Origin of the sequence: Thermoactinomyces mirandus (assembly GCF_013868055.1) — a bacterium.
In the GTDB taxonomy this organism is placed as follows: Bacteria; Bacillota; Bacilli; order Thermoactinomycetales; family Thermoactinomycetaceae; genus Thermoactinomyces; species Thermoactinomyces mirandus.
The window spans coordinates 53,590-76,311 of sequence record NZ_JACEOL010000029.1 but is presented as its reverse complement, the minus strand read 5'-3'; the positions used below and the strand labels follow the sequence as shown (position 1 = coordinate 76,311).

The 22,722-nt window shown below is 44.0% G+C and carries 23 protein-coding genes and 3 pseudogenes; 18 read left to right on the top strand and 8 right to left on the bottom strand.

Features of this window, described 5'->3' with window-relative positions; translation table 11 throughout:
* Nucleotides 1-519: 519 nt before the first annotated feature.
* The 3 genes from H2C83_RS08805 (at nt 520) to H2C83_RS08795 (ending at nt 4,179) form a co-directional block, all read left to right on the top strand.
* On the top strand, nt 520-1,197 hold the full coding sequence (locus tag H2C83_RS08805; protein WP_181739829.1) for a helix-turn-helix transcriptional regulator: 678 nt from the start codon (nt 520-522) through the stop codon (nt 1,195-1,197).
* A complete protein-coding gene (locus H2C83_RS08800) occupies nt 1,194-2,573 on the top strand; it encodes a tryptophanase (protein WP_181739827.1) in 1,380 nt (459 codons plus the stop codon). The genes H2C83_RS08805 and H2C83_RS08800 overlap by 4 nt, the downstream gene beginning before the upstream one ends.
* A 265-nt stretch (nt 2,574-2,838) precedes the next feature.
* Nucleotides 2,839-4,179 (top strand): sodium-dependent transporter, encoded by a 1,341-nt coding sequence (locus tag H2C83_RS08795; protein WP_181739825.1) that lies wholly within the window; start codon nt 2,839-2,841, stop codon nt 4,177-4,179.
* Between the two features lie 203 nt (nt 4,180-4,382).
* Here the strand turns inward: H2C83_RS08795 and dcuC are convergent, their stop codons facing one another.
* Nucleotides 4,383-5,639, bottom strand: coding sequence for a C4-dicarboxylate transporter DcuC (gene dcuC / locus H2C83_RS08790; protein ID WP_181739823.1), 1,257 nt, complete (start codon nt 5,637-5,639; stop codon nt 4,383-4,385).
* A gap of 613 nt (nt 5,640-6,252) precedes the next feature.
* Here dcuC and H2C83_RS08785 point away from each other — a divergent pair.
* From H2C83_RS08785 to sdhB, 5 genes are all read left to right on the top strand, one after another.
* Complete coding sequence (locus H2C83_RS08785; RefSeq protein ID WP_181739821.1) at nt 6,253-7,566, top strand: anaerobic C4-dicarboxylate transporter family protein; 1,314 nt, start codon at nt 6,253-6,255, stop codon at nt 7,564-7,566.
* A 78-nt stretch (nt 7,567-7,644) separates the two neighbouring features.
* The gene (aspA, locus tag H2C83_RS08780; protein ID WP_181739819.1) at nt 7,645-9,093 is read left to right on the top strand and encodes an aspartate ammonia-lyase; all 1,449 of its coding nucleotides are present in this window, start codon (nt 7,645-7,647) and stop codon (nt 9,091-9,093) included.
* Between the two features lie 24 nt (nt 9,094-9,117).
* Nucleotides 9,118-9,729, top strand: a complete 612-nt coding sequence (locus H2C83_RS08775) for a succinate dehydrogenase cytochrome b558 subunit (protein WP_181739817.1) — start codon at nt 9,118-9,120, stop codon at nt 9,727-9,729.
* 23 nt (nt 9,730-9,752) lie between these two features.
* Nucleotides 9,753-11,516, top strand: coding sequence for a succinate dehydrogenase flavoprotein subunit (gene sdhA / locus H2C83_RS08770; protein ID WP_181739815.1), 1,764 nt, complete (start codon nt 9,753-9,755; stop codon nt 11,514-11,516).
* 2 nt (nt 11,517-11,518) lie between these two features.
* Complete coding sequence (gene sdhB, locus H2C83_RS08765) at nt 11,519-12,277, top strand: succinate dehydrogenase iron-sulfur subunit (RefSeq protein ID WP_181739813.1); 759 nt, start codon at nt 11,519-11,521, stop codon at nt 12,275-12,277.
* Nucleotides 12,278-12,531: 254 nt separating this feature from the next.
* Here sdhB and H2C83_RS08760 read toward each other — a convergent pair whose 3' ends face one another.
* The 3 genes and pseudogenes from H2C83_RS08760 to H2C83_RS18550 form a co-directional block, all read right to left on the bottom strand.
* The gene (locus H2C83_RS08760) at nt 12,532-13,659 is read right to left on the bottom strand and encodes a type II asparaginase (protein ID WP_181739811.1); all 1,128 of its coding nucleotides are present in this window, start codon (nt 13,657-13,659) and stop codon (nt 12,532-12,534) included.
* Nucleotides 13,660-13,923: 264 nt separating this feature from the next.
* A complete protein-coding gene (locus H2C83_RS08755; protein ID WP_181739809.1) occupies nt 13,924-14,631 on the bottom strand; it encodes a substrate-binding domain-containing protein in 708 nt (235 codons plus the stop codon).
* A gap of 18 nt (nt 14,632-14,649) precedes the next feature.
* A pseudogene (locus H2C83_RS18550) lies at nt 14,650-14,751 on the bottom strand (LysR family transcriptional regulator); the annotation flags it as partial.
* A gap of 282 nt (nt 14,752-15,033) precedes the next feature.
* Between H2C83_RS18550 and H2C83_RS08745 the strand changes: the two are divergent.
* The 10 genes and pseudogenes from H2C83_RS08745 to H2C83_RS08725 all read left to right on the top strand — a co-directional run.
* A pseudogene (locus H2C83_RS08745) lies at nt 15,034-15,519 on the top strand (enoyl-CoA hydratase-related protein); the annotation flags it as partial.
* Nucleotides 15,520-15,658: 139 nt separating this feature from the next.
* Entirely contained in the window at nt 15,659-15,877 is a 219-nt protein-coding gene (locus H2C83_RS17365) for an AMP-binding protein (RefSeq protein ID WP_220184081.1), read from the top strand.
* 32 nt (nt 15,878-15,909) lie between these two features.
* Nucleotides 15,910-16,056 carry a hypothetical protein gene (locus H2C83_RS17360; protein ID WP_220184080.1) on the top strand — a complete coding sequence of 49 codons (147 nt, stop codon included), beginning with the start codon at nt 15,910-15,912 and terminating at the stop codon, nt 16,054-16,056.
* Nucleotides 16,053-16,640 carry an AMP-binding protein gene (locus H2C83_RS17355; protein WP_220184079.1) on the top strand — a complete coding sequence of 196 codons (588 nt, stop codon included), beginning with the start codon at nt 16,053-16,055 and terminating at the stop codon, nt 16,638-16,640. Before H2C83_RS17360 ends, H2C83_RS17355 begins: the two co-directional genes overlap by 4 nt.
* Nucleotides 16,641-16,704: 64 nt before the next feature.
* The gene (locus H2C83_RS17350) at nt 16,705-16,977 is read left to right on the top strand and encodes a hypothetical protein (RefSeq protein WP_220184078.1); all 273 of its coding nucleotides are present in this window, start codon (nt 16,705-16,707) and stop codon (nt 16,975-16,977) included.
* On the top strand, nt 16,929-17,156 hold the full coding sequence (locus H2C83_RS17345; RefSeq protein WP_246333825.1) for a hypothetical protein: 228 nt from the start codon (nt 16,929-16,931) through the stop codon (nt 17,154-17,156). The genes H2C83_RS17350 and H2C83_RS17345 overlap by 49 nt, the downstream gene beginning before the upstream one ends.
* A gap of 3 nt (nt 17,157-17,159) precedes the next feature.
* Nucleotides 17,160-17,453, top strand: a complete 294-nt coding sequence (locus H2C83_RS08735; RefSeq protein WP_246333818.1) for an SDR family NAD(P)-dependent oxidoreductase — start codon at nt 17,160-17,162, stop codon at nt 17,451-17,453.
* Between the two features lie 67 nt (nt 17,454-17,520).
* Entirely contained in the window at nt 17,521-17,709 is a 189-nt protein-coding gene (locus tag H2C83_RS18140) for an SDR family NAD(P)-dependent oxidoreductase (protein ID WP_181739855.1), read from the top strand.
* Nucleotides 17,710-17,714: 5 nt separating this feature from the next.
* The gene (locus tag H2C83_RS18340; protein ID WP_312853883.1) at nt 17,715-17,861 is read left to right on the top strand and encodes a hypothetical protein; all 147 of its coding nucleotides are present in this window, start codon (nt 17,715-17,717) and stop codon (nt 17,859-17,861) included.
* Nucleotides 17,828-18,277 (top strand): SDR family NAD(P)-dependent oxidoreductase, encoded by a 450-nt coding sequence (locus H2C83_RS08725; RefSeq protein WP_312853885.1) that lies wholly within the window; start codon nt 17,828-17,830, stop codon nt 18,275-18,277. The genes H2C83_RS18340 and H2C83_RS08725 overlap by 34 nt, the downstream gene beginning before the upstream one ends.
* 286 nt (nt 18,278-18,563) lie before the next feature.
* On the opposite strand, the gene H2C83_RS08720 is transcribed toward H2C83_RS08725, so the two are convergent.
* From H2C83_RS08720 to hcp, 4 genes and pseudogenes are all read right to left on the bottom strand, one after another.
* Nucleotides 18,564-19,478, bottom strand: a complete 915-nt coding sequence (locus H2C83_RS08720; RefSeq protein WP_181739807.1) for a response regulator — start codon at nt 19,476-19,478, stop codon at nt 18,564-18,566.
* Nucleotides 19,475-20,764: a sensor histidine kinase gene (locus tag H2C83_RS08715; RefSeq protein ID WP_181739805.1), complete on the bottom strand. Its 1,290-nt coding sequence runs from the start codon at nt 20,762-20,764 to the stop codon at nt 19,475-19,477. Before H2C83_RS08715 ends, H2C83_RS08720 begins: the two co-directional genes overlap by 4 nt.
* A gap of 79 nt (nt 20,765-20,843) precedes the next feature.
* Nucleotides 20,844-21,065 carry a hypothetical protein gene (locus H2C83_RS08710; RefSeq protein ID WP_181739803.1) on the bottom strand — a complete coding sequence of 74 codons (222 nt, stop codon included), beginning with the start codon at nt 21,063-21,065 and terminating at the stop codon, nt 20,844-20,846.
* 15 nt (nt 21,066-21,080) lie between these two features.
* Nucleotides 21,081-22,366 (bottom strand): annotated as a pseudogene (gene hcp / locus H2C83_RS08705) (hydroxylamine reductase).
* Nucleotides 22,367-22,722 lie beyond the last annotated feature (356 nt).

The window sequence follows — 22,722 nt, the reverse complement described above, 5'->3', positions numbered from 1 at the left end:
AAGTCAGTTCTTTTATTTGTAAAAGAGGTTTTTATAGATATTTCAAAAAATGAGTTTTCAAATTAAATTATTTTGAGCAGGTAGTCTGGTTTAGTTAAACCTGACTGCCTGCTTATCCTTGAAAAGGGGCATTTTCTTTTCATTTTGTGTGTTGCGGAAAAAATGTTTCATTGATGTTCCGGTGGTATATTTGATAAGTGATTTTCCCTGATTTGATAACCAATTCAGGTTCGGAACAGACAATCCTGGAGATTAACTGCAAACAGCAGTGAATCAGTTGCTAAAATAGCACAATTTTGAAGATCCCACTGTAAATGTACAGTCGGGATGTTGTCCTGTATTTTTCGGGGCATACTGAAACTTCGGCTACCGACCACAGAAGAATAAAGACAATACTATAATTTTTATAGAAAATGAAAATATAGCCATATAAAATTCTTAATATTCACTTGTGGGCCACATTTTTACATCATACAATTTATTTGGGATTTCAAAAAATTTTTTGATAGGAAGTTGCTTATGTTTATACAGCTAGCTGAGGATCTTAATCCCGTATTTGAACCCTATTTGCCATTTATGAAAGCGATAACAGGAATATTGGGAGATCAGTGTGAAGTTGTACTGCATGATTTTTCCAATTACAACGCTTCGGTAGTGGCAATTGTGGGGAATGTAACAAACCGTAAGCTTTATGCACCTTTAACGAATTTCGTCATTGAGATTATTAAGACGGAAGGGGATGAGGCCGAAGATCGGATTGGATACCATACTTATTTCAAAGGAAAACCTTACCGATGTTCGACGATTTTTATTCGGCACAAGAGGAAATTGGCTGGTTGTTTATGTATAAATTATTGTATTCAAGATTTTTTTACATTAAGAAAAATAGCAGGAAATTTTATCATGGAGGAGAGCGGTTTGGATAAAAGTCCTGATTACAGGGACGAGTATTTTGCTTCAAACATTGATGATTTTGTCAAAAATGTCTTTCAAAAGGTAATTGAAAAAAGGGGAGAGGATTTAACGAGATTGACGCGGGCTGAACGTTTGGAAATTATCAGGGAATTGGAAGAAAAGGGCATTTTTCTGGTAAAAGGGACGGTAGAAATGCTTGCTGAGCATATGAATTTGTCCAAATATACGGTTTACAACTATATCGATGAAGTGAAATCGAACAAGGAGATGAAGGATCGATGAAACGTATGCCAGAACCTTACAAAATAAAAATGGTTGAACCGCTTAACATTATTTCAAAAGAGGAAAGAGAAAAAGCATTGAAAGAAGCCGGTTACAATCTTTTCAGCCTGAAATCGGAACATGTTTACATCGACTTGTTAACAGACAGCGGAACCGGGGCCATGAGCGATGTTCAATGGGCAGGGATGATGCTTGGCGACGAAGCCTATTCAGGCAGCCGGAACTATTTTCATTTAAAAGAAACAGTCGAGGATATTACCGGTTATCCGTATGTCATACCGACCCACCAGGGGCGGGGAGCCGAACAGGTTCTGTTCCCGATCGTTGTCAAAAAGGGCCAGTATGTATTGAGCAATTGGCATTTTGATACCACGCGTGCCCATGTCGGTCTGGCACATGGCAAGGCGGTTGATGTGGTGACCAGAGAAGCCCTGGATACAACCACTCCATATGATTTCAAAGGCAATTTTGACCTGGAGCGGCTGGAGAAAACAATTCAGGAAAAAGGACCGGAAAATGTTGGAATGATTGTTTGTACCATTACTAACAACAGCGCAGGCGGACAGCCGGTATCCATGAAAAATATCCGGAAAGCATCGCAAATTGCCAAAAAGTATGGAATTCTCATGATCATGGATGCTGCGCGCTATGCGGAAAACGCTTATTTCATCAAAAAGCGCGAACCTGGATACAAGAATAAAAGCATCCGGGAAATTGCCAGGGAAATGTTCTCCTATACCGATGCCTTTACCATGAGCGCCAAAAAGGACGGTCTGGTCAATATTGGCGGGATTCTCGCCTTCAACGGGGATCATAAGGAATTGTACGAACAGGCCCGTTCCATGGTAGTGCCTTATGAAGGTTTCCCCACTTATGGCGGTCTGGCAGGCCGGGATATGGAGGCATTGGCACGCGGACTGCAGGAGGGAATCAATGAGGAATTTCTCAAATCCCGCATCCACCAGGTTGAGTATCTGGGACAAAGATTGCTGGATGGAGGAATCCCGATTCAAACACCTGCCGGCGGGCACGCCGTTTTTGTAGATGCCCGGAAACTATTGCCGCATATTCCATGCCATCAGTTTCCGGGTCAGGTGCTGGCCAATGAACTGTACCTGGAAAGCGGTGTGCGCAGTGTTGAAATAGGTTCTCTCCTGATGGGAAGGGATGCCGAGACGGGCGAACAGTTGGAAAGCCCTTTGGAACTGGTTCGCTTGACCATTCCGCGCCGGGTATATACCTATAACCACATGGATTTAGTAGCTGATGGATTGATCGCCATTAAAGAGCGCGCTGACCAACTGGTCGGGCTGGAATTTACTTATGAGCCAAAAGTATTGCGGCATTTCACAGCCAGATTGAGACCGGTCAAATGAACCGGAATCATTCTTTGTCAAAAATCTGATATGCAGTGAAAATTGAGCTGTTCTCAATTATTCTTTTGCCATGGAAACAGGCTATTGTCACATGTGGTGAACCGGGTGTCAGTTCAGGAAGGAGGACACCCGGGTTTCATGATCAATGTTTTCTAGAGTTGTTGTTCAATAAATGTTACGATGTTACTAATTACTTATTGATGAACCCCGGAGGAAACTTGTGCAAATAATCCTCCAATCCAACACAAGGGGTGTAAAAATAGGAATGGCACAAGACAACAAGTGGTCCTCAAAAGCTGGTTTCATATTGGCCTCAGCAGGAGCAGCGATCGGTTTGGGAGCAATATGGAAATTTCCTTATGTAACGGGAATGAATGGCGGAGGTATATTTTTGCTTTTTTTTATCGCATTTACTCTGTTATTGGGACTCCCCATGCTGATCTCTGAATTTATTGTCGGCCGTGGTTCAGGCAAGGAAGCGGTATCCGCGTATGAAAAACTGGCTCCAAACAGTTTGTGGACCTTGGTTGGCAAAATCGGTGTGTTGGGGTGTTTTTTACTGCTTTCATTTTACAGTGTCGTTGGCGGATGGGTACTCATTTATACAATCATGTCGATGTTTGGCTACGTCATTCATGGCGGAGCCGATTATGCCACAACATTTCAGCTGGTAACCGAATCTCCCTGGATCACGCTCCTCGGTACAGCCCTGTTTTTGCTGGCTAATATCATTGTGATAACGATGGGCATTAAAGACGGAATCGAAAAGGCCTCAAAATACCTGATGCCGCTGTTATTCATCATTTTCGTCATCATCGTGATCCGGGCGGTAACATTGGAAGGAGCTATGGAAGGAATTGTCTTCTTCCTTAAACCGGAAATATCCAACATTACGGCAGAAGCGGTTTTATATGCACTCGGGCAGTCGTTTTTTGCCCTTGCCGTAGGTTTTTCGGCAATGGTTACCTATGGCTCCTATTTAAACAATGAAACCAACATCCCGTTTGCCGCAGCATCCGTCTGTATTATGAATATTCTGGTATCTCTGTTGGCGGGTCTGGCAATTTTTCCTGTTGTGTTTTCCGTTGGCCTGGAGCCGGCTGAAGGACCCGGGTTACTGTTTATCGTCCTGCCGGCCGCTTTTAGCCAGATGCCTTTGGGAGAACTGTTTCTGGCACTGTTTCTGATCCTGTTTCTGATCGCAACCCTGACTTCTTCGTTCCAGTTAATTGAGATTATTGTTGCGGCCTTTACGGAGAGAAGCCATTATTCCCGCCAGAAAGTTACCTGGACAGCCGGGTTGGTCATATTTTTGGTTAGCATTCCCGCTGGGCTTGCATCCGGCGTGCTCGGCGACATTAAATTGTTTGACAAAAATATCTTTGATTTTACTGATTACCTGGTAAGCAATATTTTATTGCCGCTTGGAGCATTGCTGATTGCATTATTTGTCGTTCTTCGGATGGATCGGACATTGATCAGGGAACAGTTCAATTTGGCCGGAAGGAGATCTGCCAGTTTTTATCAGATATGGTGGGTGCTTATGCGTTATATTGTTCCGGTAACAATCATTATTGTATTTCTAAATACATTAGGAATTATTTAACCTTAATAATATGATGCGATAAAAACCTCCACTGGTAAATTAGTGAAAGTTTCAGTTAAAAGACGATTTTCAGGACTCCGTTTTGTCTCCGCCTTACAGGAAAGCATCCTGGACGCTCCTGTCGTTTTCTCAAACGTTGTTGATAAGCTAAAACCTCCGCCAGAAAAACAAGCGGAGGTTTTTCCTGTCTTAAAAGGGTTTTCTTACAGCAGGATAAACATGGCGACGATGGCTGCTAGGATCATTCCTGGTGCATTCCGTTTTGCCAGCTCGATCGGGTTTACCTTGGCGATGCCTGCACAGACGATTGCGGCACCGGCGATCGGGGACATGGTACGCCCCAACGCTCCGCCAAGGGCGGCAATACTTCCCATATTTACGGCAGATACGCCAAATTGGGAAGCAAACGGGGTAACAGCTTCGTTGAAAGCAAAAGTGGCGGCGTCTCCCGAACCGCTTATGATTCCCAGAAGCATTGGACCAAATGTTGCGGCGATATTTACAATTTGCGGGAGATCGGTCATTGCGTTGATGAAGGCATCAACCAGACCGATGGCATTCATTCCGCCTACAAAAACAGCGGCAGAAATAATAATCCCCATAACATCTGCATATGCTTTTCCGACTCCGTCAAAGAAAGATTTAACCAGTTTGGTGGGGCTTTTTCGTGTCACTGCCAGGGCAATGATGCTGCCAATCAGCATCGCTTCGGCTACTCCCATCTCCAGCGCAGGAACCATAGTGGCCCCCAGAATGAGTATAATAACGGGAACAGTAGGAACAATTGCCCTGATAAAGCTGATTTTCTCTCCATCATCCATGACGGTTTCTGTTGAGACATAACCTTTGTGTTCTTTGAAAATATAGGCGATCACCCCTAAACTGATCGCGGCAATCAGCCCGGCAGCGATGGACGCTGGTGCGTTGACGGATACGACATCTACAGCGGATACTCCGGCAATGTCTCCAATAAACGGGTTATGAGCTTCTCCCGGATTCAGCCTGCTTCCGAAGGTACCGGCAAATACGGCGGTGGCAGACATTGCCGGATGAACACCAGCGGCCATCATGACCGGGATGAAAATGGCGCCTACGGCCGCGGCTGTACCGGCGGCACTTGGCAATGCAATGTTAATGGCAAAAGTGGCAAGTACTGCAAACGGGATCAGAAAAATGCCTGTTTTTTTTAAACCACCGGCTACCAAACGAACCAGATGTTTGTCACATTCCGTAAACTTCATGACATAGGCGAACCCCATTACTGTTAAGATCGCCTGAACCAGACCGTCTGATACCATTCGTTCCGAGAAGGCTTCAAACGCAGCCATAGGTTGACCGGCAACAGTGGCCATAATTAAACCGGCCGTAATCAGAACAAGCCTTGCTTCTACTTTTTTGACAAGAAAATAAATCGTTCCAATCAGAACAAAGAGACCAATGATAACAAATAACATACCCATTTTTTACCATCTCCAACAAAATAAAACTTTTATTAGTTCATAATTTCACAATGAATGCGCTTACAACAACTTCTTCTTGCTGATTGTTTCTTCGATTATCTGAATGTCCATCACCTCTTTTTCCATAATAATCCTTGATAAAAGCAGATTTATTCCCCTTTTACTATATCATATTTTGTAAAAAACTGTACTCCGCATCCCTGTTCCTATAGTTGGCAAAATCCATCAATCACTTGAAATACCGGGGAAAAAAGAATATGACAACTTCGTGTATATTATATTTTCAGATGTAGTTTTATGTAGATTTTTGTAGTTGCGTCTATACGTTATAATTGAAATGAAGAACGGAAAACAAAAATCTTTCTTCATTTCAAATGTTTCTTCTTTTTTAAAGCAATTTTTTAAAAAGAATTAATTGTGAATGAAAACACAAATAAATACGAAAAAATTAGGAGAGTTTATTGGTTGAATCATTAAAATTAGCTTAATCATTGTTTTAAAGCACATCGAACAAACGATTTTATTTGTGAAATCATTCACAAAAATGGCTGTTTGCTGTTGCCTGGTGTTCATGTTTTCAAATCTCCCAAATTGTCAGGAGGAGGGTGAGAAGATGATCTGGATTGAATTATTGATTCTCCTCGGGTGTATTATCATCGGCGCAAGGGTCGGCGGATTGGGTCTGGGAGTCATGGGAGGCGTCGGATTGGCTATTTTTGCGTTTGTGTTCGGCTTGCAACCCACCACCGCTCCTATTGATGTCATGCTGATGATTCTGGCAGTAATCACTGCGGCGGGGGCCCTGCAAGCTGCAGGAGGAATGGATTATCTCGTTTATCTGGCTGAAAAGGCATTGCGCAAAAATCCCAAACATATTACTTTCGTTGCTCCTATTGTTACTTATTTATTTACATTTTGTGCTGGAACCGGGCACGTAGCCTATTCAGTGCTGCCGGTGATTGCCGAAGTTGCCCGGGAATCAGGAGTAAGGCCGGAAAGACCGATGTCCATTGCTGTAATCGCTTCCCAGCAGGCAATTACGGCGAGCCCGATTTCCGCAGCAACCGTTGCCCTGGTTGCCATGTTGACTGATTTTCACATCACCTTATTGGACATCATGATGATCTGTATTCCGTCTACCTTTATTGCCTGTATGATCGGAGCTTTCATTGCAAGCAAAACCGGGAAAGAGCTGAAGGATGATCCAGTCTATTTGAAACGTCTGGAAGAAGGACTGGCTCCGATCAAAAAGGAGAAAAAAGAGTATGTTGCCTCAAAAAACGCCAAGATCTCAGTCGTTTTATTCCTGATTGCTGCCATTTCCGTGGTCATATTCGGGTCATTTGAATCGCTGCGTCCCGGTTGGATTGTCGACGGTGAATTTGTCCGGATGGGAATGCCGGAAACCATTGAAATTATCATGCTGACAACTGCCGCCATTATGATTCTCTGGTGCAAAACCAATGTCGAAAAAATTGTTTCAGACAGTGTCTTCAAGGCAGGGGCCTCTGCAGTTGTAGCGATTTTCGGGATCGCCTGGATGGGGGATACATTCTTCCATGGAAATGCTGAACTGATTACAAGTTCCATTTCAAGTCTGGTTACTTCAGCCCCCTGGCTGTTCGCCATTGCCTTATTCGTTCTTTCTATTCTTCTTTACAGTCAGGCGGCAACAGTGCGTACTCTCATGCCGCTTGGAATCACATTGGGAATTAATCCGGCCTTGTTGATTGCCATGTTCCCAGCTGTCAACGGATATTTCTTTATTCCAAACTATCCAACCGTTGTTGCCGCGATAAACTTTGACCGTACCGGAACAACGAGAATCGGCAAATATATCCTGAATCACAGTTTCATGGTTCCCGGTCTTGTTTCCACGACAGGCGCTGTGGCCATCGGTATTCTGTTAAGTTCCATCCTGTTGTAATCCGTCAGGCTTCCATGGGACCAGGGGCTTGATTGATCAAGTCCATTTTCCCTGAAAAAATTAAGGAGTTGATTCCAGATGATTAACCAAAATGAAAAATACCGGATTGAAAAAGATTTTTTAGGTGAAAAGCAGGTTCCGATCGATGCCTACTATGGTGTGCAAACAATGCGTGCGGTTGAAAATTTCCCGATTACAGGACTTCGCATTGACAAAACTCTGATCCTGGCCATGGCGATTGTCAAGAAAGCAGCAGCACTGGCAAATGCCGAAATCGGCCAGTTGGACAATAAGATTGCCAGGGCGATTGTGGCTGCGGCAGATGAAATTATTGCAGGAAAGTATCATGATCAGTTTATCGTTGATCCCATCCAGGGGGGAGCCGGTACTTCAATCAACATGAACACGAACGAAGTGATTGCCAACCGGGCTCTGGAAATTTTGGGAGAAGAAAAAGGAAATTACAGGGTAATCAGCCCAAACACCCATGTCAATATGGCCCAGTCAACCAATGATGCTTTTCCGACGGCTATTCATATTTCGACTCTCATGTCGCTGGATCAGCTGCTTCAGGTAATGGAAGAACTTTATGATGAATTTTTGAGGAAAGCCAAAGAGTTCGATTCCCTGATCAAAATGGGCCGTACCCATTTGCAGGATGCGGTTCCCATTCGGCTGGGCCAGGAATTTGAAGCGTATGCGCGTGTCCTGGCAAGGGATATGGAGAGAATTAACCGAACCCGGGAAAATCTGTTTGAAGTCAACATGGGGGCAACCGCTGTTGGAACAGGACTGAACGCGGATCCGGAATATGTCGAAAAGGTTGTGGAATATTTAGCTCAATTTACGGCACTTCCCATTAAAGGTGTCAACAATCTTGTCGATGGAACCCAAAATACCGATTGCTATATGGAAGTATCCTCCGCATTGAAAACCTGTATCCTGAACATGTCCAAGGTAGCCAATGACTTAAGATTGATGACTTCCGGCCCAAGATGCGGTTTTGGCGAAATCAAGCTGCCCCCTCGTCAGCCGGGATCTTCCATTATGCCAGGAAAAGTAAATCCTGTCATGGCAGAAGTATTGAATCAGAGTGCCTTCCAGGTTGCAGGCAACGATCTGACCATCAGCATGGCCTGTGAGGCGGGACAGTTTGAACTGAACGTAATGGAGCCGGTCATTGTCTTTAACTTGCTGCAATCCATCAATGTAATGACCAATGTATTTACCGTCTTCCGCAAATATTGCCTGAGTGGCATTACGGCAAACAAAGAGAGAATGGAAAGTTATGTGAACAACAGTGTTGGTGTCATTACAGCAATCAATCCGCATGTTGGTTATGAAACCGCAGCCTTGGTTGCCAGGGAGGCGATCGAAACAGGCCGCCAGGTCAGAGAGATTGTTCTGGAACGCGGAGTTTTAACCACTGAGGAATTAGATCTGATTTTACATCCATTTGAAATGACTCATCCAGGGATCGCAGGGAAAGAGTTGCTTGACAGAAGACGGGGTTCGACAAGAGTTTAACACCTTTTAAGGAGGTTATTCCAAATGGAATTAAAGAGATATGACAATTTCTTGAGAAAATTACATTCACTGGCAGGAATTATTCCTGTCGGTGTCTTTTTAACCTTTCACCTGTCACTCAATTACACGGCAACTTGGGGAGAAGAAGCTTACAATCAGGCGGCAGGATTTATGGTAAACTTGCCGTTCAAACTCTTTCTGGAAACTTTCATCATTTTTCTGCCTCTGCTGTTTCATGCGTTGTACGGAGTTTATATCGCATTGCAGGCCAAACACAATGTGAATCGTTTCCATTATTTCAGGAACTGGAGCTTTTTCCTGCAGAGAATAACGGGATTTATCGTTTTTATATTTGTTGCCTGGCATGTGTGGCAGACAAGGGTTCAGGTGGCATTAGGCGCTGAACCGAGTTTTGGAATGATGGCGGACATTGTGGACAATCCATTGTTTCTTGTTCTGTATATCATTGGCATTGTCTCTTCTGTTTACCATTTTACAAATGGAATCTTTACTTTTCTCATTACCTGGGGAATTACGGTTTCTCCGAAATCCCAGCGTGTTTTCCAATATGTTACACTGGCAGTCTTTTTCGTCTTGTCTTTCATCGGAGTACGAGCCATCTTGGCATTTGTTTAATTGTAAATAGAGGAGGATGAAAAATGAATCAGGGTAAAGTTGTTGTCGTTGGTGGTGGACTTGCCGGCCTCATGGCTACCATCAAACTGGCAGAGACGGGAACGAAAGTAGATTTGTTTTCACTCGTTCCGGTTAAACGTTCCCATTCTGTATGTGCCCAGGGCGGGATTAACGGGGCAGTCAATACGAAAGGGGAGAATGATTCCCCGTGGGAGCATTTTGATGATACCGTTTATGGAGGCGATTTTCTGGCCAACCAGCCTCCCGTAAAAGCGATGTGCGAAGCTGCTCCCAATATTATCCACATGTTTGACAGGATGGGCGTCATGTTTAACCGCACTCCGGAAGGATTGCTTGATTTCCGCCGCTTCGGGGGAACGCAGGTTCACCGGACGGCTTATGCCGGAGCAACAACCGGACAGCAACTGTTATATGCGCTGGATGAGCAGGTTCGCCGCTTTGAATCGGAAGGAATGGTCACCAAATACGAAAACTGGGAGTTTGTGTCGGCAGTTCTGGATGATGAAGGGGTTTGCAGGGGAATTACCGCACAAAATTTAAAATCGATGGAGATTGTTCCATTTCCTGCAGATGCCGTCATTATCGCAACGGGCGGTTGCGGCATGATCTTTGGCAAATCGACCAATTCCACGATCAATACAGGGTATGCCGCGGCACGGCTTTATCAGCAGGGGGCCGTTTATGCCAACGGGGAATTTATTCAAATTCATCCAACCGCGATCCCGGGAGATGACAAAAACCGCCTCATGAGTGAATCGGCACGCGGGGAAGGCGGCCGTGTCTGGACTTACAAAGATGGTAAACCATGGTATTTCCTTGAAGAGAAATACCCGGCTTACGGGAATCTTGTTCCACGCGATATCGCCACAAGGGAAATCTTTGATGTGGTGATGAATCAAAAACTGGGTGTAGACGGCGAGAATAAAGTTTACCTTGACCTTTCCCATATTGATGCCCATGAACTGGATATTAAACTGGGCGGTATCATGGAGATCTATGAGAAGTTTGTCGGAGAAGACCCAAGAAAAGTGCCGATGAAAATCTTCCCGAGTGTCCACTATTCGATGGGCGGCCTGTGGGTTGACTTTAATCAGCAAACCAATATTCCCGGTCTCTTTGCAGCCGGTGAATGTGACTATTCCCAACATGGAGCCAACCGGCTGGGAGCCAACTCGCTATTATCCGCTGTTTACGGAGGATTGGTTGCCGGCCCGCAGGCATTGAATTATATTAACGGATTGAGCAAAGGGACAGAGGATGTATCGTCCCGGATCTTTGAAAGAATGGTCAAACATGATGAGGAAAAATATCAATCGATCTTGTCGATGAATGGAACGGAAAATGCTTACGTCCTCCATGAAGAACTTGGTAAACTGATGACAAAAAACGTAACGGTGGTAAGGGAAAACAAAAAGCTGAAAATGACGTATGAAAAACTGCACGAGTTCTCGGAACGCTATAAAAACATCAATATTGATGATACCGCCGAGTGGGGAAATCAGAGCGCATCCTTTATCCGCCAGCTGGAAGGCATGATCAACCTGGCCAAAGTGATTACCCTGGGGGCATATTACCGTGATGAAAGCCGGGGAGCACACTATAAACCGGAATTCCCCGACCGTAATGACGAACAGTGGCTGAAAACAACGATGGCCGTCTATAATGCAAGCAAAAATGAACCGGATATCTATTATGAAGAAGTAGATGTATCCCTTATTAAACCAAGGAAACGGGATTATACAAAGTCAAAGAAAGGAGATGAATAATCGTGGCTGATCAAAAAGTCATTCGGCTGTCCGTCAAAAGACAGCAAGATGCAGATTCAAAGCCATATATCGAAGAGTTTGAGATTCCGTACCGCCCCAATATGAATGTGATTTCTGTGTTGATGGAAATTCGCAAAAACCCTGTTAATGCCAAAGGAGAAAAAACCACTCCGGTTGTTTGGGAAAATGTGTGTCTGGAAGAAGTGTGCGGAAGCTGTACGATGCTTATTAACGGGAAGCCACGGCAAGCTTGTTCCGCGCTGATCGATCAGTTGGAACAGCCGATTCATCTCGCTCCGCTCAGTACATTTCCGGTTGTCAGGGATTTGCAGGTTGACCGGCAGCGGATGTTTGATGCATTAAAAAGAGTCAAGGCATGGATACCGATTGATGGAACTTTTAATTTGGGGCCTGGACCGAGATTTCCGGAAAAAAAGAGACAATGGGCTTATGAATTGTCAAAATGCATGACATGCGGCTGTTGCCTGGAAGCATGCCCCAATGTCAATGATAGATCAGACTTTATCGGCCCGGCCGCTTTGTCGCAAGTTCGGCTTTTTAATGCCCATCCAACCGGAGAAATGAACAAGGAAGAACGCCTGACGACGATTATGGAAGCAGGCGGGATCAACTCCTGCGGAAATTCACAAAACTGTGTGCAAGTATGCCCGAAAGGAATTTCGCTGACCACTTCGATTGCCGATTTGTACCGGCAAACGACCCTTCAATCCTTCAAAAACTTCTTTGGAAGTTATAAATAACAGATAACCTTTTCCTTTAAATAAAGACATTGCTTAGCCAGTGGCAAGCAATGTCTTTATTGTTTTGGTCAGAGAAAAGTAGAAATTGCAAAACGGTTATGAGAGGAAAGATCGGTAAAAAAGATCCACGCGGTTCAAAAAAACTTCTTTCAAACTGACAGTTTGAAAGAAGTTAAAGGAAATGAAGGAATATTAACCTGTTTTTGTCCAGATAATCATGCCGTGGTTTTTACCCCGTCTGATGGAGAAGATTATTAATATTGATTATAAAATTCTTGTATTTTGACCGGATCTTTTGTTTGCGTCAAGGCAAGCATCAATAGAATACGTGCTTTTTGCGGGTTTAATGAATCAGAGGTAATAAATCCTTCTTTCGGTGAAACTGTTCCTGATCCCACACGGGAAGAACGGACGACGACCACTCCGTTTTTCATCGCTTCCTGAACACCTTCCAGGGCTTTGCTGGACAATGTGCCGTCTCCAGGTGCAGCCACCACGATTCCTTTAGCCCCGTTTTTCACAGCCGCTGTATACATGTATGTCGGGCTGTTTTGGTATCCGTAAATGATGTCGACTTGCGGCAAAGCATCAATTTTGGAAATGTCAAATACCGACCTGGTCGTGTTTAAACGGGTGGTTTCATTATAGTAGTAAGGTTTGCCGCCAACGATGGCTCCCAAATATCCGTTTTCAACCGATTTGAATGTATCCGTCGCGGTGGTATTGGTTTTTGTAATGTTTCTGGCAGAAGCGATCCGGTCATTCAGTGCCACAAGAACTCCTTTTCCCCTGGAGCTTTTGTCACTGGCCAACAAAACGGCGTTATACAAGTTAAAAGGCCCGTCCGCACTCATCGCTGTTGCCGGCCGCATCGCTGCAGTCAAAACGACGGGTTTGTCGCTTTTGACAACAAGGTTCAGGAAATAGGCCGTTTCTTCCAATGTATCCGTGCCATGTGTCACAACAATTCCGTCGACGTCGTCCGAAGCAAGCAACTCATTGATCCGCTTGCCCAATTTCAACAGAATTTCGTTCGTAATATCCGTACTGTCTACATTTACAATCTGTTCTCCTGAAATATTGGCGATCTTTTTCATTTCAGGAACGGCTTCAATCAAAGTTTCAATGGCGAGATCCCCCGATTTGTACCCGGTTGTCTCCGTGGAAGATGAACCGGTACCGGCAATGGTTCCGCCGGTTGCCAGGATGGCAATATTGGGCAGGTCCGTATCCTGTTTTTCAGAAACGGTTGGTTTCAATGCGTCGAGATCGGTTTCAGGCGCTTTGGAAACCGCTTTTGTTTCCACGAAAAGAGCTGGTCCCATTACTACTGCAGTTATTGTCACAATCAGGCCAATAAGGAAAATCGACCACTTCTTCATAACCTCTGACCTCCTGTTCATGTAATAGAAAAATTATTGTTGTGAATTATTAATTTCAATTCATTATAGTGTCAAAAATCTGCGTAAAGGAGGGACTTGTTGTTAATGAATGATGAATATTTTATTTCTAAACTTAGAATAATTGGATTCATGTCAGTGGTAGCAGGGATGGGGAACAGATAACTGGTTGACACCCTGAATAGATATATTTGGGAGCTGTTTAGAGAAAGAAGAGACGTACAAAAAAAGGATCAGCATGTCTGGCTAAGATTCGCGAATTTGCAAAGAATAGACGAGACTGGTATTTAGATGTTTTTTGCAACAGGAAATAAATTTTTGATATTCAGTTCGCGAAGATCCGGTATAGTAGACAGACATAATATTTTTGGGAATACGAGGTTTGTATTCCAATATTTTCAGTTCTTTTCTTTGGACTTCTTCAATGATTGAGAAATAAGGAAGAATGCTGAAGCCAAGTCCTTCTGTTACAAATTTTTTCAACATGGCGATATTTTTTATTTCCAGCTTTTTAAGGTCCGTTACGCCAACCAGCGTATTCTCGATTTTTTTCCATATGCCAACACTTCTGGAATAATGAATCATCGTTTGGCCTTGCAAGTCCCCCATCGTTACCATTGTTTTTGCGCTGAGTGGATGGGTAGGTGATACAAAGACAAAGGTCCTGTCGCTAAACAAGTAATCCACAGTCAAGTTGGAGTCGAAGGTGGCGGTGCGAATAAAAGCAAGATCCAGTTTCTGATTTTGAACCTGTTCCAGGAGCCTGATGGAATCATGGCCTTCGATGATTTGCAGGTAAATATAATGGATTTTTGGAAATTCCTTTACAGCCGTGCAAATGACTTGATGGGAAAACGCAGGAGTGAAACCGACAGTAAGCTGTGTCTGGGTGATGGAGTGCATGGCATCTTTTGCCTCATCGGTATAAAAGATGATTTTTTCTGCATAATCCAACAGGATTTTTCCTTCCTGGGTCAAGCGGATTTGTTTGCCTTGCTTGTCAAACAGTTGGCAGGAAAGTTCCTGTTCCAGATTGCGAATGCGGGCTGTAATTGCTGATTGGGTTAAATTGAGAAATTCCCCTGCTTATGTAAAATTGAGCACCTTTGAGGCGTAATAAAAGGCTTGTAACTGATCGTAATTCATATTCTCCCTCCAGGCAATGAAGTAAACCAGGCTTAAATGACCAGGTGACCGGGAAAGCTGCAACGAGTACACAATTTTTCCAAACAGTAAATCTATAAAATATATAATCCAAAATTATTTTGATTGGACTTTGTTTTTTCGATGATAACATTAGGGTAACATAAGGAATGTTTTAAGGCGCAAATGTGATTACAGCGATGTTAAGGAAACATTGCTGCTGTCAATGGCTACGCGATCGGAGGAGGACATGTTTTGCATGTCATCTGTGATTTAACCATCGCATCCGAACAGGCCATCTTTGGACAGACCGGGCCGAAGGTGGGGAGTTATGATGCCGGCTATGGCAGTGCGTATCTTGCCAGAGTCGTAGGGGAAAAGAAGGCAAGGGAGATCTGGTATCTGTGCAAAAAATATACGGCAGAATAAGCTTTGCAGATGGGGCTGGTCAATAAAGTGGTTCCCCACGGGCAGTTGTTGCAGGAAGCGGAAGATTGGGCCCGACAGATTTTCTAAAAAAGCCCTACGGCCTTAAAAATGCTGAAATATTCTTTTAATGCCGATACAGCTGGTATTCATGGAATTTCCCAATTGGCAATGGGAAGTTTGGTCATGTTTTACCAAACAGAAGAGTCAGCAGAAGGAAGAAATGCTTTTGTTGAAAAAAGGTCGGTCAATTTCAGCAAATTCAGGAAATAGCTCATTGAAACAAATACTGCTAATTCGTTTCTGCGTGAAGGGAGGTTGGGATTCATGGGCTTCGACACGTTATTGACCGGAGAAATCATTGCCAATTACCAGTCCAGCTGGCCCAATAAAACGATTGTGGATTATTTGCATGATGCAATTTCAAATAACCCCGATAAAATGGCAATTATTGACCGCACAAGCAGATACTTATCGAGAGCTCGGCAAGCTGGTAGACAGAGTGGCGCTGGGGCTTCTTCGAATTGGCCTGAAAAAAGGCGATGTGATCTCCATTCAACTGCCCAACTGGAATGAATTTGTTATTCTCCATTATGCCGCAACCAGAATTGGGGCTATAACCAACCTTTAATCCCCATTTACCGTGAACGTGAGATTGATTTTATGGTCGGACTGGCGGAGACAAAACTCCTTGTAATCCCGGATCGGTTTGGCCGGTCTGATTATACGGAAATGGTCAAAAAACTGCTCTCCAAATGGCCTTCATTGGAACATGTTTATGTAATCGGAAAAAAGTACCGCCGGAAATGAAATCATTTTCCGTTCTCCTTGATAAACCTTGGGAAGAGCAAATGGACCTGTCTGTATTGGACTGGATCAGTCTGGATACGAATGATTTGACACAAATCATTTTTACATCCGGGACAACCGGCGAACCGAAGGGAGTTATGCATACTCACAATACCCTTTGTATCGCTGCCGAATCTTGGTGCAACCGGTTGAACCTGACGTCTGATGATGTTGTTTTTATGGCTTCCACTTTTGCCCACCAGACCGGGTTTGTGTACGGAGTCCGGGTACCTGTTCATATTGGCGATACGGGAGTGTATCAGGATGTCTGGAATCCGGAAGAATTTCTCCGGTTGACAGTGAAAGAAAAAATTACCGTAACAACGGCGGCAACCCCCTTTCTCTATGATGTTTTGCAGACAGAAAGTCTGGAGAACCATGATTTGAGCTCATTACGTGTTTTTGCAGCAATTGGTGCTCCCATTCCGCGGGGCCTGGTCCGGGAGGCGGCCGGGAAAATGCCATGTTCGATTCTGGCAGGGTGGGGGCAGACGGAAAATGGTCTGGTAACGCTTACTTTACAGATGATTCAAAAGAAAAACTGACGGGTACCGACGTTTTTCCCTTCCCGGGAATGAAAGTGAAAGTTGTGGATCAAAACGGTGACCCGTGTCCGCCAAACAAAGAAGGGGATTTGCTTTTGAAGGTCCTTCCCTGTTTGTTGGATATTTAAAGCGCCTCGACACCGGCGACCGGGCTGTAATAGATCAAGATGGCTATATTCGTATTGTGGGTCGGAACAAGGACGTGATCATTCGCGGCGGTGAAAATATATCGGTTGTGAAAATATCCTGTATGAACATCCGGATATCTCTGTTGCCCAGATTGTGGCAATGCCGGATCCCCGGCTACAGGAAAAAGCTTGTGTGTTTATTAGTATGAAGCCGGGGAAGGAGCCGTTTACCCTGAAACAATTAAGGAAATATATGGAGCAAAAAGGAGTCGCCAGGCAGTATTGGCCTGAACATATTGAATTTGCTGATGAATTCCTACGTACTCCAAGTGGAAAAATCCAAAAATTCAAACTGAGAGAAATGATCGCCAAAAAAGTGGAGGGATAAACATTGACTCAACGAACAGCTTTTGTCACAGGAGCAGGCAGAGGGATCGGACGAGCCATTGCCAAAACACTGGCCAAGGAAATGGCAAGATATAAACTCAATATTAATTGTGTTGCGCCTGGTCCTAGCGATACTCCTCTGTTTCAGGAAATCGGCTCGTATAACTGGGGAATTGCCGAAGCCTTGCTGAAAGTGATTCCCTTCAGGCAAGCCCAAAGATATAGCCGGTGCGGTTGCTTACCTGGTTTCAGGCGGAATACATTACAGGACAAACGCTTTCGGTCAATGGCGGCTTAAATATGGTTTAGCAGCAGAAATTGGATGGAGGAGGCGAAGGACGTGGATCTGTATTTAAAGAAAAAACATTCTTATTACTGGCGCTGCAAAAGGAATCGGAAAGGGAATTGCTCTTTCAGCTGCCAAAGAAGGAGCCAATATTGCACTTCATTATTACAGGTCGAAACAGGCTGCCAAGGCAACAGCTAACTTGCTCAACGATTACGGTGTGGAGGCCGTTCTGACCAAAGGGGATCTGGCAGGCTGGAAGATGTAGAAAAGATGAAAGCACTGATAGGAGAGAAACTGGGTTTGATTGATGGCATTGTCAACAATGCCGGCTGGACACAATTCAAACCTTTTTTCAATATGAACCGGAAGAATGGAAAAGAGAAATCGATGTCTGTTTCTATGGGGTCTTTCATTTAGTCCGAACGTTTATGCCGGAAATGATAGAAAGAAAACAGGGGAAGTTTGTCAATATAGTTGGAGATTCGGCGCGAACAGGCGACCGGAACCTGATCCTGTCTGCCGCTGCGAGAGGAGGAACCATCAGTTTTCTCAAGTCGCTGGCTCAGGAAGTTGGCAAGTACCACATTCAATGCAATACGGTTGCGCTGGGATTGATTGGGAAAGACCAGCCATCCATTGATTCGGCAATCATGACCAGGATCATAAAACACTATCCCTTGAGACGCCTGGGGAAAATTGAGGATGTGACGGGAATGGTTCTGTTTCTGTTATCTTCCCGGTCTGATTGGATGACCGGGCAATCGTTGCCATTAACGGAGGATACAGTATGCTTGGCTAACTGTTCTATCCAATTTTCCGGCAAAAAATCCTGATGAGGTTGGCCTTATATTGCCTGTCTTCTATTGTAATTTGACAGTTGCAGCAGTATTTATTTTGATGACAGAGCCATTGCTTTTTCCCCTGGAATTATGCCGGTTCCCGCATTGAAAACATACCTCGTGCAGGAAGTTATGCTGCCGTTTTTCCGCAGACGGCCATACTATCAGGAGCGATGGAGAACAGTTCGTTTGAATTGGAAACAGACGAATTTTTAATAAATGGGCGTGGTCTTGCTACTGGTGGGTATAAAAGCAGGAAGGGAAATTCCTGCTTTTTCCGTTAATCCTGCTGACTGGCTTCCATGTACAGGGCGTGGATAAATTTTTTTATGTTTATGCGGGCAGGCGGGATATTCTTGTTGGTTTTCCCTTCAAGTTCAAGCATTTTTGCTCTGACTTGTGAAAAGTCAAAAAAAGTGGAGGCATAATGTTCAAAGGTCGGATTGGAGTAGTCAGTCAGCCCCAGGGAAGCGATGTGTTCCAACGATTGATGAATTGCGCGACGAACCCTTTGTTCGGATGATTTTACTTCTTTGTCTGTAAGAGATTCGTTTCCTGCCCGTTTCCTGACCGTTTGTTCAAACAGCTTTTTTAATGAAAGAGTTTCAACATTGCCGTTGGTTTCGTTTTCATAAATGGTGTCAAGAATATCGAGCAGGTCTTTGTGTCCACCATCACTGGCAATGCCAAGTTCAAGCAAAATCTGTCTGCCTGTATTGCGCAATTTGCTTGCCATTTGTTCCTGGTTCGATTGATCCCTCCCGCGAAAAAGATCCTGTCCGCTCAATTGTTTCAGGGAGGCCTGAATATCGTGAATCGATTTTTCCAGCAGGATTTTTTCCTTGACTCTTGTCAGGATACTGATTACTTCGAGTCGGTTGATCGGTTTTGTAACATAGTACTCAGTTCCAAGTGAATAGGCTTCGCCGATCAGTTCCTTTGTTTCCACTTGAGAGATCATTACTATTTTTCCCTGGAACGCGCATCTCATCTCCTTGATCGTTTCGATTCCATCCCGTTCGGGCATTAACAGGTCGATCAGCAGAATGTCAACCCTCTTCCGATTAAGAAGCCCGGCATCAACTTCCAGGCCGTTTTGGGCTTCCCCCACAACTGTTCCAAGATCCTCATCTTCAATAATATTGGTTAAGATAGCTCGAATGGAAGCATCGTCATCAACGATAAAAAATCTCATGAGTACTCACTCTCCCCCATGATTATACCATCCAGAGGCAAAACAATCCGAAAAGTGGTGTTTCCTGATGATGGATCAGGATTTTCAAGGGTTATATTGCCATTTAAATCTTCGATCACTTTTTTGACATGGGTAAGACCTATTCCATTTGACATATTTCCTTCCGCGTCAAATTTGGTTGTAAAACCGGGCTGGAATAACAAATCCCTGTTTTTTTCCGGAATGCCTGGCCCATTGTCGGAAACCCTGATCTTTAGTTGGTCGGGATTCCGGTTGATGCTGATGGTTATATCTCCTTCTTCTTTGATGGCTTCGACCGCGTTCGAGACAAGATTGTTAATGATAGAGAGGAGCACGAGTGTTCGGTACGGAGGATGCTCTCCCTGAATGTCTACATGAAAATGTATCAATTTCCCCAATATTTCACTGTAATTCATGTTTGAAGTGACAATGACATGGATCAGTTCTTTAATTTCCATATAATCGGTTGAGTTCATTTTTGTCATCAGCTTGGACAGTCCGGCGTGAATACGTTGATTGTCCTTTTTGATTTCGTGGACCTTTCCGGCGATTCTCAATGCCTTGCCCGCCACTTCTCCGTAGCGGATGTGTTCTTTTAACGTCCGGTACATTTCATAACAATCCCTGGTCAGCTCTTCCGCATTGTTCATGGAATTTTTCAATTGAATCATTTCGACGTAGATATTGGAAACCAGCATAAGCAATTGTTTGTTCCTTTGCTTTTGCTCTTCTTCGGCGATTTTGGCATCCCGCAAAATCAGGATATCAAAAAACCCAAGTACAAAAAAGTTGCGGAAGATGGCGATCACGACGATGAGGATCAGTTCTTTCAGGGATATAACATGCGAAGAGAAGATGTAGCGAAAGTTGAGTTCGGCGATGCTGGACAAAAATTCGATGATGACTCCGAGCCAGCCGATTACAAAAGGTGAATGATGAAAATCATTTACTTTGAACAGGCGGAATAAAAAACCGTAAGTTAAATAATAGAAAAAAACAGGAAAATGATACCTGAAGGCTTCATCGAAACAAGTCAGGTCAGACTGAATGATGATGGACAACATGATCCGGAATACGACAACCGAAGTGGCTACATAAAAACCGGCCTTGATGGAGTTCATGCGCTTTGACCATAACAGAAGGAATAAAAAGACCGGTGTACCCAGGCTGACGCGAAGATCCCCTTCAAAAGGCATAAATTTGAATTCACCGGCAATGGGGACGAGAATAATCATGACAGGATAAATAATACGTTTGTCTCTCATGCAGTTTCATCCCCTTATAGCGTAAAAATTTTACAGGTTAACAGATATTGTAAAGGAACAATGGTATTGTAACATATTGTTACAGGATTCCAACGATTTTCTTGCAAGGCAGCTTCAAACCGGTTTGCAGGCGGCTCAACCTGTTGCCGATCATTTCAGCCATTTTCGGCAACTGCAATATTCCATATTCTCCGAAAATCACAGCTCTGGACATGGTTGAGAGGCGGCAGTCAGGGGAATGAACCGGGCGCCTTAAATAAAAAAAGTCCTGGCCCCCATGGACCAAGAGTTTTTTTTGCATAAGAACAGGAATGTTTTATCCCAACATGGTTTTCATGTCTTCTTGTACATCGCCAATCAATTTCATGCCGAATTTTTCCTGCAATACTTCCAATACTCCAGGCGCAACAAATGCAGGGGCTTTCGGACCAATGCGAATATCCTGAATTCCCAGGCTGAACAATCCCAACAAAATGGCAACAGCTTTTTGTTCAAACCAGGACAGCACGATGCTGACAGGCAGTTCGTTTACTTCGCACTCAAATGATTCAGCCAGTGCAGCGGCAATTTTTACAGTGGAAATCGAGTTGTTACATTGTCCCAAATCAATATAGCGGGGAATATCGGTACCCGGGACGGTTCCGTAATCTACATCGTTAAAGCGGAACTTGCCGCAGGAAGTAGTGAGGATTACTGTTTCTGGCGGCAAGGAGGTGGCAAGCTCCCGATAATAATCTCCGCCTTTTCCTGGAGCGTCACAACCGGCAATAACAAAGAAATGTTTGATGTTACCATCTTTTACAGCCTGAATAATTTCCGGCGCCAGTCCGAGAACGGTTTCATGATGGAAGCCGGTGAGGAATTCCTCGTCAGACTCAATGTTCACTTCCGGAAGTTCCAGGGCGCGATTGATCAATGGAGTAAAATCATAGTCTTTTATTTTTTGCGCGCCTTCCAGTCCGGCTACATCACATGTGAAGAAACGATCGGAATAGGTGCCTTTAATAGGTAGTACACAGTTGGTCGTTCCCAGAATGATGCCCGGGAATTCTTCGAACAGCCTTCTTTGGTCTGTCCAGGATTTTCCGATATTCCCTTTCAAATGGGAATATTTTTTGAGTTCCGGATAACCGTGTGCCGGTAACATTTCGGAATGGGTATAAATGTTGATCCCGGTGTCCTTTGTTTGTTCCAACAATTTTTTAAGTACTAACAAATTGTGGCCTGTGACCAGAATTGCCTTACCTTCTATTTTATTTTCACTGACCCGGACAGGCTGCGGGATTCCAAAGGTTTCTGTATGCGCTTTATCTAGCAGTTCCATAACACGGATTGCTGCCTGGCCCACTTTCATGGCCATATCCAAATGCTCTTCCACATTAAAGTTGGAGTTGGTCAATGTCATGAACAGGGCTTCATGTGTGATTTTATCTACGAATGGGTCGGTATATCCCAACTGGTTGGCATGCATACGGTAAGCAGCGATCCCTTTTAAAGCAAAACCATGATATCTTGCAAGCTTGCGATTACTTCATTTTTACCGCATACTCCGATGGTTGTACATCCGCCTGGTGCTGTTTGTTCGCATTGGTGACAAAACATATGATTTTCCTCCTCTGTTTCATGTAAGCCATTTCAGCAACAAAAATTTTGTGATATTTATCACAAACCATATTTTAAATGTTATCATAACAAAATAACTATAAATGTAATATTTATCACACTACCGAAACTCCTGTGATTTTCATCACAAATTTGTAAAACTTGAGCCTGCTGTAATTATTCATCCTGGAAGTTTTATGACATTTTTATGAAGAATCATTTACTTTTGGAGCGGTGCAATAAATTGCGGGTGAAAAGCCAAACAAGCAGAAAGTACGGAAACAAAGGACAAAGGCACTTTTGTTTGCGGGACTTTTAGGTTATAATTCGAAATATCGCAAACACTGACAGACAAA